Origin of the sequence: Parabacteroides massiliensis, assembly GCF_900155425.1 — a bacterium.
Classification (GTDB): Bacteria; Bacteroidota; Bacteroidia; order Bacteroidales; family Tannerellaceae; genus Parabacteroides; species Parabacteroides massiliensis.
The window spans coordinates 595,951-609,850 of sequence record NZ_LT700189.1 but is presented as its reverse complement, the minus strand read 5'-3'; the positions used below and the strand labels follow the sequence as shown (position 1 = coordinate 609,850).

The 13,900-nt window shown below is 46.3% G+C and carries 11 protein-coding genes and 2 pseudogenes; 4 read left to right on the top strand and 9 right to left on the bottom strand.

Annotated features, from left to right (window positions below; genetic code table 11):
- Nucleotides 1-377: 377 nt before the first annotated feature.
- The gene (locus BQ9893_RS02620; RefSeq protein ID WP_075964610.1) at nt 378-2,429 is read right to left on the bottom strand and encodes a HelD family protein; all 2,052 of its coding nucleotides are present in this window, start codon (nt 2,427-2,429) and stop codon (nt 378-380) included.
- A 140-nt stretch (nt 2,430-2,569) separates the two neighbouring features.
- On the opposite strand from BQ9893_RS02620, the gene BQ9893_RS02615 reads away from it, so the two are divergent.
- On the top strand, nt 2,570-3,154 hold the full coding sequence (locus BQ9893_RS02615; RefSeq protein ID WP_075964609.1) for a nucleotidyltransferase domain-containing protein: 585 nt from the start codon (nt 2,570-2,572) through the stop codon (nt 3,152-3,154).
- Here BQ9893_RS02615 and BQ9893_RS02610 read toward each other — a convergent pair whose 3' ends face one another.
- Nucleotides 3,155-3,919, bottom strand: a complete 765-nt coding sequence (locus BQ9893_RS02610; RefSeq protein ID WP_075964608.1) for a LuxR C-terminal-related transcriptional regulator — start codon at nt 3,917-3,919, stop codon at nt 3,155-3,157.
- Nucleotides 3,920-4,032: 113 nt separating this feature from the next.
- Between BQ9893_RS02610 and BQ9893_RS21580 the strand changes: the two genes are divergently transcribed.
- Complete coding sequence (locus tag BQ9893_RS21580; protein ID WP_167369834.1) at nt 4,033-4,179, top strand: hypothetical protein; 147 nt, start codon at nt 4,033-4,035, stop codon at nt 4,177-4,179.
- A gap of 454 nt (nt 4,180-4,633) precedes the next feature.
- Here the strand turns inward: BQ9893_RS21580 and istB are convergent.
- The 3 genes and pseudogenes from istB to BQ9893_RS22495 form a co-directional block, all read right to left on the bottom strand.
- Nucleotides 4,634-5,308: pseudogene (istB, locus tag BQ9893_RS02605) on the bottom strand (IS21-like element helper ATPase IstB).
- 11 nt (nt 5,309-5,319) lie between these two features.
- A complete protein-coding gene (istA, locus tag BQ9893_RS02600) occupies nt 5,320-6,558 on the bottom strand; it encodes an IS21 family transposase (RefSeq protein ID WP_244155037.1) in 1,239 nt (412 codons plus the stop codon).
- A gap of 23 nt (nt 6,559-6,581) precedes the next feature.
- Nucleotides 6,582-6,683, bottom strand: a pseudogene (locus BQ9893_RS22495) (LuxR C-terminal-related transcriptional regulator); the annotation flags it as partial.
- Between the two features lie 371 nt (nt 6,684-7,054).
- Here BQ9893_RS22495 and BQ9893_RS22320 point away from each other — a divergent pair.
- Together BQ9893_RS22320 and BQ9893_RS02590 are read left to right on the top strand one after the other, a co-directional pair.
- Entirely contained in the window at nt 7,055-7,186 is a 132-nt protein-coding gene (locus BQ9893_RS22320) for a hypothetical protein (RefSeq protein WP_262497367.1), read from the top strand.
- A gap of 5 nt (nt 7,187-7,191) precedes the next feature.
- Complete coding sequence (locus BQ9893_RS02590; RefSeq protein WP_244155036.1) at nt 7,192-7,992, top strand: ISAs1 family transposase; 801 nt, start codon at nt 7,192-7,194, stop codon at nt 7,990-7,992.
- Nucleotides 7,993-8,562: 570 nt separating this feature from the next.
- Here the strand turns inward: BQ9893_RS02590 and BQ9893_RS02580 are convergent.
- Genes BQ9893_RS02580 through BQ9893_RS02570 form a run of 4 tightly spaced genes read right to left on the bottom strand, consistent with a single transcriptional unit; the run spans nt 8,563 to nt 13,891 of the window.
- Nucleotides 8,563-10,215 (bottom strand): fimbrillin family protein, encoded by a 1,653-nt coding sequence (locus tag BQ9893_RS02580; protein WP_081415353.1) that lies wholly within the window; start codon nt 10,213-10,215, stop codon nt 8,563-8,565.
- A 24-nt stretch (nt 10,216-10,239) separates the two neighbouring features.
- Nucleotides 10,240-11,220 carry a fimbrillin family protein gene (locus BQ9893_RS02575; RefSeq protein ID WP_167369831.1) on the bottom strand — a complete coding sequence of 327 codons (981 nt, stop codon included), beginning with the start codon at nt 11,218-11,220 and terminating at the stop codon, nt 10,240-10,242.
- 20 nt (nt 11,221-11,240) lie between these two features.
- A complete protein-coding gene (locus tag BQ9893_RS21570) occupies nt 11,241-11,381 on the bottom strand; it encodes a hypothetical protein (protein WP_167369830.1) in 141 nt (46 codons plus the stop codon).
- Nucleotides 11,354-13,891, bottom strand: coding sequence for a fimbrillin family protein (locus BQ9893_RS02570; RefSeq protein WP_075964602.1), 2,538 nt, complete (start codon nt 13,889-13,891; stop codon nt 11,354-11,356). Before BQ9893_RS02570 ends, BQ9893_RS21570 begins: the two co-directional genes overlap by 28 nt.
- Nucleotides 13,892-13,900 lie beyond the last annotated feature (9 nt).

Below are 13,900 nucleotides of genomic sequence, written 5' to 3'. Positions count from 1 at the left end.
TTGGGATAACAAGAAAAGGATTCTTCTTGCAAAGACTACGGAATTCCATAAATAATTCCACTTCGGCAATTCTAACAGGTAATTGGCGGAGTGGGATTACTTAGGTATGCTCGGCATGAGCTTATTCTAATAGATGTAAGTTCCTAACGAGCCCTAATAGCGGGAATCGTTTAGCCAATAGCAAGGGTGTCCGTTGTGAGGTGGAATCTGAAAAAAGCTGGCGGCAAACATCTGACCTAACGTACAGAAACCCCATATAAGGCATTTGACTATGGATGAGATTGCCAACAAATCAAAATTCTATAGTTATTCGGAATGATTGGAGTAAATGAAGTGGGTATAAGATGTAAAGTCCGAGGAGGTCTCACAAACATGGATTAGATGAATGGCGTGTGTTTTGTTCCGTTATAGGTCAGTGTTAAACGGTGCATTGCCCTCGTGACCGCCACATATAGCATACTCCGGTCGATTTCCGAATGATAATTTCTATCGTCTGCCTGTGGGATAATCACTTCATCAAATTCCAAACCTTTTGCCATGTGGGCAGAGGTGATAACAATACCCTGAACAAAAGCTGAACTTTGGTTCGATAGGAAATGAATATCAGGAATTTGCAATTTATCTGCCATCTCACGGGCTTGCAATTCGGTTTTGCAGACAATCCCCAGTGATTTATAGGCGGATGCCTGATAGGTGGCAATTAATTCTTTGATGGAAGATAGTTCTTCTTTCTCATTCGTAAATTGTAGTACTCGTGGTTTCTCTCCGTGTCGTGCGACCGGTTCAAGCTCGATGTTTGTCCGTATTTTCTGTGCAAAATCTGTGATCTCGCAAGTAGAGCGGTAACTTTTGCATAGCTTCATCACTTCGCCTGCGGCAAGAGCTTTCTGAATCATATCCGCAGTAGACGAACCGTAAGGATTGACCGACTGGCTGACATCGCCCAATACCGTTTTCCGGCAAGGGAATAGCTTTTGCATTACCTTATATTGGATGGGAGAATAATCTTGCATCTCATCTACCAGCAAATGTTTGACACTGTTCTTTGTACCACCTTCCAAAGCGATATGCAGATACGCCAACGGTGCTAAGTCGGCATATTCAAGCGTGCGGTTCTTCCGCATTTTAAACAGTTCCGGTTTACCCGTCCATGCGAAGAAATCTTTATAGACCTGCAAGTCATTGTTTCCGGCAAACATTCTCTTGATTTCTTTTTTCAGGAAATTCCGTTCGGCAGTCGTCACAGTGAAAGCGTACTGTACTTTCATCATATCGAGAATATAATCCGTCATAGCCTCGAACCGCTGGCGCATGGGGTAGCGGTTGAAACGGTGGAATTGCTCTTTGATAAATTCAGCCGGGACGATGATATGCTTGGTTAGCTTCACATCTTCTGCCCTAAAGTAGTGATTTTCGATATGTAGAATGAAGCGATCCAGACTGGCGATGAAGTCAAAAGAGGATTTATATTCGATTCGCTCGATAAAATTCGGTGTTGGTTTTGTCAGCAATTCATCCACTTGCTCGAAAAAGCCAAGGTATTTGTATTTGTGATTCAGTACTTCGGAAAGTATCTGTTCCATGCTGGATTCCGGTACGGTTTCTTCGCCCAGTTCGGGCAGGACGTTAGAAATGTAATCGGCAAACACCTTGTTCGGAGAAACGATCAATATATCTTTTGAAGAGATGCTGCCCTGAAAAGCATACAACAAGTAGGCGATACGGTGCAGGGCAATAGAAGTTTTGCCCGAACCCGCCACACCCTGAATGATGAGCGTTCGGGCTTCCTCATTACGGATAATTCGGTTTTGTTCTCGCTGGATGGTGGCAACAATATTCTTCATCTTATCATCCGCATTAGCACTAAGCTCCTTTTGCAGAATATCATCGTGAACGGTCAGCGCACTTTCGATCATGAATTCCATCTTTCCAGCCCGGATTCGGTATTGGCGTTTCAGGGAAATATTCCCTTTTATCTCTCCCGATGGGGATTGATAAGATGCTTCGCCCAGTTCATGGTCGTAGAACATACTCGAAATAGGCGCCCGCCAATCGTAAAGCACGGTTGTCCGGCTTTCGGTGTCGTAAAAGGTGTGGATGCCGATATAAACAGGGATTATCGGATGGCTCCCGTTCTTCTCTTGAAAGTCGATTCGTCCGAAGTAAGGAATATCCACTATTTTAGTAAGCCGTCGGCGTTTGTCGATTACACTTTCGCCTATGGCAAAATGATTCAGTATGCTTTCACGCATGGAGCGTATCTCATGCGGATCAATATCTTTATTATTCCAAAGGTAGTCTTTATACTCCGCCAATGTATCTACATGATCTTTCACGGACACATCGGTATGGCCAATTATCTGTTTCAGACGATTGATTATTTGCTGCAAATAGCTTCTTTCCTGCTTCTCTGTTTGATTGAATACCATCGTGATTTATTGCTAAAGGATGAAAATAGAGCCAAAACAAAACGATGCGCAAAATTACTGTAATCGAGCAAGATAGTAAATGGCTATTTATAGCTACATATCCATAAGTTTTATATCTTTGTACGCTCAAAATGAACGACATGGATATTCTTGAACTTGCCCTACATAATCAGCAAACCGCTTGGAAAATACTGGAACATACCGGTATTATCCCGGCATGGGAACGTATAGGAGCAACCGTCTATCCGGTAGGCTCACTCAAAACCGGACTGTTGGCAAAGAATAGGGATATAGACCTGCATATTTATACCGATACACTGGATATTGCAGCCAGCTTTTCTGTAATGCAGGAACTTGCCGAACGGCTCTCTTTAAAGGAAATCCACTATAAGAATCTGATTCAGACGGAAGAAGAATGCATTGAATGGCACGTTCTCTACGAAGACGAGGACAGGAATACATGGAAGTTCGACATGATTCACATCCGCAGAGGCTCAAAATATGACGGTGTGGTAGAGAAAGTAACCGCAGCTATCGCAAACCACCTTACTCCAGAAATCAAGCAAACCATCCTTCAAATTAAATTCGATGTGCCGGACGGTGTGCAGATTCCCGGCATAGAAATCTATCATGCTGTCTTCGAGGGTGGAGTCTGCAGTTACGAAGAACTGGAACAATGGAGAAAAACCAATCCACTGACAAACAGCTTGGATTGGTTGCCGTAATCAATAGAGAATACCGAAACTTTCTGCCCAGTTGATGGCTTCGATCACATTATCGACATTCAGTTTTGCCAATATATTCTTGCGGTGATTGTTCACCGTGTAAATACTAAGGTTCAGTTTATATGCAATTTCCTTGCTCAAAAAGCCCTGTCGGATTAATAAGAGTATTTCCTTTTCCCGTTTGGTTAATTGCTGGTCTGCCGGAACAACTGCCGATGCAAGTATTTCACCCGTCTTACGATTAATAACCATCCGCTTGATTCGCTCCATAGGAGTTTGGTCAGGCGCAATATCCATCACTCCCATAATCATCCATGCCTTCCCACTCTTGTCCTTTTGAACCACTTGGTGACGACTGGTTACATTCACATATTCCTGCCGGGCATTCAGCATACGAATTTGGAATATCTGCTGATAATCATTTCTTTGTTCCTGTGGAAGTGAATAGATGAACTGCCCGTGTTCAATCTGGTACTCGATGAGTTGTACCCGGTCGTCCGGATGAATCCGTTCCTCCAATAAATCTCCCTGCTTCCGAATCGTCTTTATCCATGTAGGGTTATATCCGAAGATAGTCGCAAAATTATCGGATGCAAAATCGTACCGTTCTTTGAAAACATCTACCATAAAGATGCAACTCTGGCTCATTTGTGAGAATGTCTGTATGGATGCCCTGCGCTCATTCCACAAATCATAGTCCACATCCAGCGGGCTGATCTGCTGTCTTGCCCATAATTCTTCGGGGGTTATTTTATTGGTAGTCATGCGACAAAGATAAGTGATAAATCATTCCGTATCTCAATTTTCATTTGACTTTCTAAGTAAATTCACTCAAAAAAAGAATATCCTATGAGTATATTCCAAATGAAATCTTGTCAGTGAGTGTTAAAGAACTATTAGAGAAAGACGAACCGGAATTGGAACGAATCTTTAACGGTGGCGCCCTGCCCTATACGGAGAAGTGCTTTGACGATTTCTCCAAGCGGTTACCCTATCTGGAAAAGGGACTTGGACGTAACATGTGACCCGGATGCAGCTTTGGAAAGAATATATTGCCGAATATCCTGCCGGCTATGGCTTCACCCAGTTTTGCTTTCACCTGAACCAACACAGAATCGCCCAGCTATAGGGCTTTGGCTTGTTCAGTAACCTTACCCACGGTCAAATGCCTTATATGAAGTTTCTGTCCGTCAGACCAGATGTTTGCCGCCGGCTTCTTTCAGATTCCGACTCACGATGGACACCCTTCCATTGACTATGTGATTCCCGCTATTAGGGCTCACTCAAGACTTGCACCCGTTAGATAATACCCATACCGAGCATACTGAAAAAGTCCGATAAGCTAAAGCAAAGCTATCGGACTTTTTTATAGTTTGATTTTATCGTATGTAAAAATTGCATATTTCGGTGATACCCACCCAGGCATTTCGGTCATATCCACCCAGTTTGTTTCCTATAAAATGGCATTGGGTTACAAATTTATAATTTCTTTCTTAAACTCTCACCTTTTAAGTCAAAACGATGCGAAGAGTGTACAATTCTGTCCAGGATCGCATCAGCAATGACTTCATTTCCGATGACATCATACCACTTGCTGACGGGTAATTGACTGGCAATGATAGTGGCCTTTCTTCCATGCCTGTCCTCTATGATCTCCATGAAGTCATTCTGTTGCTGTCCCTACAGCGCCTTCGTGCCAAAATCATCGATGATAAGCAAGTCCACCTTGGATATTTTGGTAATCAGCTTGATAATGGTTCCATCCACCCGTGCCAACCTGAGCTTGCCCAAAAGTTTCTGCATATTGAAATAGTTGACCTTGTATCCCTGATTACAGGCTTTGTTTCCCAACGCTGTAGCCAGATAGCTTTTGCCTACTCCTGCGGCACCGGTGATCAGGACGGATTCGCCTTTGTCCACATAGCTTCCCGTGCCTAACAGAGCCAGCATGTTAGGGTCTATTCCCCGATGGCTGCCGGCTTCGAGTTGTTCCAGAGTAGCACCGTAGCGGAAGTCCGCCTCTTTTATAAGGCGGGCGTTCCGATTGGTGGTACGGGTGTCTTTCTCCGCTTGTAAAAGCAACATTAATCCATCAACAAGCGTGAGTTTGTCCAGGCGTTTGGTTTCACCGAGTGAAGCCCATAAACGCGCCATTCCTGATAACTTCAGCGAGTTATCCTTTGCAGGCGCAACAGGCCGTCACAGCGTTTATAAAAGAACTCCGGCGGCACGTTTTGTGAAGCGAACATCAACTCGAAGAACTCTTTCAGCACTGCGGACTTCTCACCCGCTTTTTGATTGTAGTATGCCATGGAACGCTTTGTGTATGCATTCGAGTGTGAAGCCAGGTGTTCCTCCTTCATGCTGTAGCCAAAACTCTCTATACGCGGGTGGGTAGCTATGCGCTCGCCTTTAAGGTACACCTTGACCAACGTGCGGGTATAGATTACCTTTACCTTCTGCCCGATATGTTGATAAGGGACAGAGTAGTAATGTTTGTCCCTGCCCAGGTAGATACAGCAGTTGGCACTGACAGTCAGTTCTGTGTCATACTGCACTTCGAAAGGGGTACCGGGTAAGGGTTTGAGCGTCTTCTTCTCATCACTGATGAAGTGTTCCTCCCGGCTGTATGGACGCTGCTGCATCCGTTTGCGGTTGTGTAGCCTGACTTGTTCCAGGACGGCCTTGTTCAGTTCCTCTAAAGAGAAGAAAACCCGCTTACGCAAAGGAACGTATACCCGTTGGTATATCAGCCTGACCTGATTCTCAACCAGGGATTTATCTTTTGGTTTGCCCGGCCTTGTCGGCAGGGTTACAAAACCGTAGTGATTGCCCAGGTGTTCCATCAAACGGTTTATTTCAGGCTCGTAGCGGTCGCTTTTAACTACGGCGGACTTCAGGTTATCCGGTACAACTATTTTAGTGACACCCTCGAAAAAGGTAAACATACGGGTGATGGCATAAATAAAGTCCTCGCTTTTCTGTGAAGGGACACAGATGGCAAACGCATAGTCCGTATAGGGAAGGCAGCCTACAAAGGTCTGTACCTTGATGACTTCTCCGGTATCCATATCAACGTACTGCATCGTATCGTCGGCAAAATCGACATAGCACTTTTCACCGGCAACATAACTGTTCACTAACACCGTAGAAGGCTGTTGGGCGATTCTGTGTTGGTTCAGGTGGAAGCAAAACTGGGTGAAACCATAGCCGGCAGGATATTCGGCAATATATTCTTCCCAAAGCTGTATCCGGGTCACATGTTTACGTCCAAGTTCCTTTTCCAGATAGGGTAAGCGCTTGGAAAAATCATCGAAGCGCTTGTCCGTATAGGCCGGGGCGCCACCGTTAAAGATTCGTTCCAATTCCGGTTCGTCTTTCTCCAATAGCTCTTTAACACCCACTGACAAGGTTTTAAATTGCGTATATACTTGTTGACCGTTTCTTTGTAGATTCCCAGTTGTGAAGCGATTGAACGGTTAGAAACTCCACTTTCATGTAATTGAAGAATTTGCTTAAGTTTACTCATTTCTGTTATTTTACCAGCCATCGTTTTGTGCATTAATTTGTTACCTGTTAAATTTAGGGCACAAAGGTATAGGGAAGTAGTGTTTGACTGGGTGGCAATGCTCCGAAATGCAATCAGGGGTACCAGGTGGGTGGCAATGCTCCGAAATAGGGTCGAAACACTCATCCGGATGGGTGTATATGCTCCGAAATAACTGATTTTTGAAACTGTTTTCTTTCATTTTTACCCAAATTTACTCCTAAATTGGGTGAATATGGTGCAATTTGGCGATTTTGAATGCTATGAGTTACAATTCAAAAGATGCTAATTGAGGAGGAAATACTGGGTGGGGATACTCCGAATTATGCATTAAGAAATTCCGCCAATTGGGCATGCTGAAGAACGGTGTGCCGTCCGAGGCGACCCTCTGCCGCGTGGAACACGGTATCGATGAACTGGCACTTGCAGACAGGATGCAGGAGTTTGCGGAGTTGTTCCACCGAAGGAAGGAGATAAGGAAATAATCTGCGTGGATGGCAAAGCCGAGCGTGGCACCGTGTTGGACAACGGGCGCAATCCCGATATCGTGTCGGCGTATTCATACAATACCAGCATCACATTGGCAACCGAAGCCTGCCGGGAGAAAAGCAATGAGATTAAAGCCATACCGCGGCTTATCGACAAAATCAACATATCAGGAAAAATAGTCACAGCCGATGCCATGTCCATGCAAAAGTGCATCATTGACAGAATCAGAGAGAACGGGGGTGATTTCCTTATAGAGCTAAAAGCGAACCAGCCATCCCTGCGTTATGGCGTGGAAGACAGACTCAAAGGACAGGCTCCTGTGTATTCCTACACGGAGGGACCGGTACTCGGCCACGGCAGAATCGAAACCAGAACCTATCGTATCTTTGACGGTCTTGACATCATAGCCGACAAGGAAAAATGGGGAGGAAACATGACGGTTATAGAATATGAATCCGACACGGTAAAGAAGTCGTCTGGCGCACAGACCGCTGAAAAGAGACTGTATGTGAGCAGTCTGCCAACAGATACTCCGGCGTTGGGTTCGTTGGTGCGCAATCACTGGTCGATAGAAAGCATGCACTGGACACTGGATTGCAATCTGCTGCAAGACAGGATAAAACGCAAGTCGGCAAGAGCCACCAGAAACCTTGATACCATACAAAGAATTGTACACTCGCTGTTCTTTATATGGAAAGGACTCCGTAAAAAGAGGGATGACAAGAGAAAGGGGATGGCGGAACTCATGAGGAAGGTATCAATGGGCTTTACCAGACTTTTACGTTTTCTTCGCCAAAAATGACAAAAAAATAGATTTTGATAAAAGTATAACTATCTGACATACGAAAAATAAAAGAAATACCCGATTCGCAATGAATCGGGTAAGGGGCAATATATCGTTACTTCTACTTTAAATGAAAGAGCCGTGTCTGCGGAGTCGTAATAGATTGCTTGGGATAACAAGAAAAGGATTCTTCTTGCAAAGACAACGGAATCCTATAAATAATTCCACTTCGGCAAATCTAACAGGTAATTGGCGGAGTAGGATTACTTAGGTATGCTCGGCATGAGCTTATTCTAATAGATGTAAGTTCCTAACGAGCCCTAATAGCGGGAATCGTTTAGCCAATAGCAAGGGTGTCCATTGTGAGGTGGAATCTGGAAAAAGCTGGCGACAAACATCTGACCTAACGTACAGAACCCCCATATAAGGCATTTGACTATGGATGAGATTGCCTAACAAATCCACCTGTTCCTTTCCGCCTTCCAACTCAGTCAGCCCTTCAGGGGTGGGATAGGTAACCGTTTGACCACCCACGGTGATTTCTATATGAAAGGGTATATTGGATTTTGTCTGTTCCTGACTATGATGCTAAAAGTCTCTTATCCAGCGGATATTGACATCTATGTTTTTCTCATCCATACTATACTGCCCATCTTCAAGATTAAAACTGTAAGATCTTGTTGATACTACTTCCGATGAAGACAAATAGTACCAATTGGCAGAATTGCCGCTACTGCCAAAAGCCATTCCGCCTTTTGCTGTAAGACTGGAATTGAATGCGGCACGAGCCATTTTGCAGTTTTCCGAATCATAACCCGGCATTTTACTTGTTATCCAATCAGTAATCTCCTCGTACACCTTGCCGCTATATCCGGCATAAAGCATTTTCAACTCATCACGGGCAGGCAAATACCAAACTCCGTTTTCGTTACCACTGTTCATCGTATTATAAATGTAGTGAAAGGCGGGGTAATCTGCCGAGAATGTGCCACTGCTCTTGTATTTAGCAATCATACTCTTGGTAGCTGTCGCTCCGTCCGTAACGCTGCGGATACCAGCTACTCCCGCTGCTTGTTCATCATTATCTACACCCCATTTAGTGACATAAGTCTCTCCCAGTCCCACTACTTTACCCTGAGTACCCAAACTACCCGGCTTCACCCAGAATACGATACCTACGGGACTGGTATTATCGGGCCAATAATCGCCAACAGCATAGGAGGTACCAGTTATTGCATTAAGATCACCCGATTCCACTTTCAATTGGAAATAATAACTCTTGCCCTGTTCTATTCCGTTTGAAAGGAACTGGAGGGAAGTCCCGATTGGGTACGTTTTAGTAACAAGATAGTTATTGTTTCCTTCAGAGAAAGATAGTTCAAACATTAAATCATCAGAATCTTCAAACGCATCTGTAGCGGTGGGCAACACAACCATATAGCCTTCGCACCGTTTTTTCCCATCTTGGGTCGAGAAATTCCGGGCATCGCCGGTCAGCCGTAAGGTCAAAACCGGCACATTCATATAGTCGGAAACCGACAACGAAGTAGCATCGACATCAGTCAATTTAGCTTTGGTTGCGAACACCGCTTTGCCGGAACTCAGTTTTACAATTATATTTTCCAGTCTCAAATTATTGTTGCCCGAATTATTCCAAACGACAAAGCGCACTACCGAAGCAAGATGGTTGTAGGTGAGCTTTATAGGAGTACTGCCGTCTACTGTTACATCGCTTTGGGCTTTCATCAGCATATAGGCTCCCAAGTGTGTAGAATTCGCCTGTGTCTGTGTTTGATAGGTGGGGATATTTGTTTCAAGGAAAGAGTAGTAGTCGGCTCTGACTTCCCAAGCCGAGGTCGGATAAAGACCGTATGCCGTGTATGTGCCATTATCGAGGCTTTCCGGCTGAGTGGCCTGAAATGTACAGTTATTGCTTTGTACACCTCCTGCAACGCTTGCCACATATTCTGCTTTTTTGTACTGGGTTGCTTCCGTCATACTTGGATTTCGGAAAAGAACGGTGGTAGCATCTCCGTTGCTCCAATAGAATTTTTCACCGTCTGCATAGTTGCCGTTGTTCTCTATTACGCCCGACCGGGTGACCGGAAGCTGTTCCACAGTCGCTGCCAGTTGCGGCGCACCGCTTTTCCCTTCGGGTTGTCCGGTGATCGTTTCATCTTTGCTGCATGACCCAAGCGACATGACAACCCCTGCTAATAGTAATATATTTATTTTTCTCATATCTATGGAATGCTTTATTTATTTTCAATAGTCGATGCCTCCTCCGGGGGAGTAGTTATCACCGCTACCGCTGTCGGCACTTACACCTCCCCCGCTATTAGTCAGCGTAAGGGTGATGAGGTATTCATTACCGCTGGCAAGATGTTTCAATTCCATCGTTTTATAGCTTACCACCTTGCCGGAAACGGTGATTTCAATTTCCAATCCATTTCCCACCGAATGCGGGGGAACAAGGGCATAGAACGTGTTTGTACCGGAGCTGTCCGATTTTCTCGGGATAATATCATCGCGTAACGTTACGTCTGTCTCTGTATCCCCGGAATACTGTTTTGCACAACGGACAGGCATGGATTTAAGGATGATTGTGGCCCGGTTTACCTCATCCGCAGATACCCCGTTTCCTCCCACGAGCTTCACCGTGATTCTTGCCATCGCGTGATAAAAAGAGAGATTTACGGTGCCGTCCTGCGGCTTTTCCGAGTATCTTGATTGGGCTTCCAGCAAGTCGGAGGCTTCATAGGCTTCGATGGTGCTTTGATCAGTTGCAACGCTGAACTTAAACTCATTATCGGAACTGCCCCATGCCTGTTGGGGATAATGGGCGAAGAAAAAACGCCGCCGTTCGGCTGTCGCCTCTCCCAACTCGTCCCAAGTTGGGGTGAAACCATCCCACGTGTTGCCATTATTGGTCAGGGTGTACTTTTCGCTCATATCACTGATAATGAAGTCGGGAAAGTCGACCATGTAAGTCCAAAGCCTTATTTGGTCGCCACCGGTGAAATTGCCCGTTCCGTCCGGATTGATGATGGCACGTGTTTCGGGGTCATTGGCGGCATCGCTGTTCGTGAAGTCGATGATGGTGGAGGTAAAGCGGATGATATTGCCATCTTTCGTGCCATCGTCCGGAGTTTGCACATCGTCCTGCGAGCAACCTGCCAACAGGAGAAGGCACGCTAATCCGATAGTGGAAACGAACACCGGAATGTTTGATATCTTATTCTTCATATTCATATTTTTTATTATTTTTATTCTAACGGATTCTCATTCTCGCCACCCTCGCTACTATCTCCGGTAAGTTCATCATCCACCGTATCGGAAGAGTTCTTCTCCCGATCGGAGGCGAAAGTCGGCACATGGACTACTGCCGAAAAGTAATGCTTTTCCATTTCATGAAATGCGCATCGGCCCCAATCGTCCATTCACCGTTGGCTGTGGCTTTGGGGAGAGCCGCGCCGGTATCGGGATGTTTGTCCACATTCAGCACAAGGTCACACTTAGCGGGATTGAATGCGTTCTCTCCGGAATGAACGGGGGTTCTATTGTGAAAAACAGCGTAATGCTCTATATCTCTATCATCTTCTTCTATGTGGACGATATTTCCGACTGCAGTAACCTCTATCCGAGTAAGGCTGCTGCAACCAGTTACGATATAATTGGCGAATTTCGTGCACTTCGGCAGTTCAAGTGTCTGTAGAGACGTGCATCCAAAGAAAGCCTCCAAGCCTATCGCAGCCACATTATCCAGTGTGAGCGCCTCCAGTGAAGTGCAACCCCGAAATGCTCCTTGTTCAATCCGGGTAACCTGCAAAAGATTCACCGCAGTCAGCGAAGCACAGCCGTAAAAGGCATTCACTCCGATTACCTGCACGTCATTGGGAAGCAGCACTCCCTGCAAGGCGGTGCAATTCAGGAAAGTGCGCTCGGGCAAAGTTGCCGGTGTCCCCCAACCCGTCACTCCGCTGAGGTCGCATTTCGTGATTCGGGGGTTATTGGCAAATGTACCCCAATTACCGCCCATTCCTATCTTGGAAAGTTCGCCCGTCAACTTGAGTTCGGTGAACTCCGCATCAAGAGCATTCTCAATGGCAGCCTTTGCCTCCTCGGCAGTCATGCCGGTCATATTGATATTACCGGAGATACCGGGTGGAAGATTTTTTCTGCGCAACTTGATTTGACTATCCTTCGAAGCGAGATAAAGTTCAAACTTATCACCATATTTCCTCGTTTGTTCTCCATAAAGGCTGACCACCGACTCCGGATTCACTTTCAGCCAATCGCAGTCCGTCTGCGTCAGTTGGTAACCACCGATTCCTTGGGCGATGGGGGTTACACCGGGCAGACCGAGATAGAGGTGCACATCACCCGTAAGGGCTTTCGGAACGGAGATAAGGGGATAGGAAACGAGCGAGGCAAGATTACAGGTTAGCTCTATGTAAGCTCCGGCGGCGGTCGTTCCTCCGTTCAGCACGAGGGTGGCGCCATTCACGATGGATGCACAGAGCGAACTACCTGTCGCATAAGACAATTCGCAGCCGTCACCTAATTCCAATACCGACTCCTTGCCATAAACCATAATCATACCACCCCCGTTCAATGTCACATTCCCACTCAGCGTAATCTTACCATTATACATACATATCACGGCACCCATGTACATATCTTGCTGAACCAAATTGATATTGGCTAATTCGATATAAACGGCATTGGCTGTGGCATTGGCATTGCCGAAAAAATAGTAACTGCCTTGCTCCCAAGTCAGGGTGTGTCCGCCACCGTCTATTTTGAAATAGCCGTTGTCGGTCATGGAAGGAGTGTTGTAGTCGCCGCCTGCGGGTATCGTAATATCACTGCCCAGCGTGACAAGCGTCGGAGCGTCTGCCGAAGCGCCACCCGTCTTCAGGGCAGCGAGCAGGGCTTCGTAGGTAGTGACACCGGAAGCGGCACCGCCTATCGCCACTTCATCCGTAATCGTTCCACCATCGCCCCAACCGGAGATTTCGGAAGCGGTCAGTTCCACCTCGGTCTTTCCCGTTTGCTGATCCTTTTTCAGCGTAAGGTTAAGGGTGAGCCGCTTGCCGCTTTCGAGACGAGTTTGGTTACCGGGTTCGGCAGTATTCAGGTCGGCAGGTACATTATAGTACCACGTATCATCGCCAACCTTTATCCTAAGCCATTCCGCACCTGCGGTCAAGTCTTGAGGTGCCACTTTCCAGTCGGCATAGCCACTGCCCTCGTTAGAAAACGCGACAGCGCCCGTTGCGCTACTATAGTTCACCGCACCGGTCAGCAAATTAACCTCCACGCCGGAAAACATCGTAGGCGCATTATCCTTTGTTGCGGAGTTTATCAGGGCAGAAGACAAATCTGCACCGATCATGCCCTCTCCGGCAATCAGTTTGACAACAAGCCGATGCATCAGATGTTTGAATGTCAGTGCCACCGTCTCACCCTTACTTGCTGTGGCAGTGGCGTGGAGCAGGTCGTCCGCATTGTTCAATATTTGAGGCATATACATGTATGCCGCAGGATCGACAATGGTTTCCGTGATACGCGGGTAGTAGGCGGAGAAAGTCACCGCTTCCGTTTCACTGAGATCTTTCCAATAAAGTGGATTGCTGTTGTCGGCCTTGTAAGTAATGTTTTTGTTACTGTATGCCGGAGATGTGGCATCTCCCGTAAAAGTGTACATGCCCCATTCGTCGGTAGGCTCGAACGAGCCTTCGCCATCTGCATCGAGCTGCGGCGCGCGTGTCTGTACTCCCTCTATGTCGGCAGTGATGTGTACTGCGCCTTCGGGCAGGGTATTGAAGCCTGGTTTTTCATCATCGTTGTGGCAAGCCGTCAGTGTCAGTGCAGCCAGCACGAAAGCGATAAATAGATGTTTCGTTACTTTCATAAGCTTTTG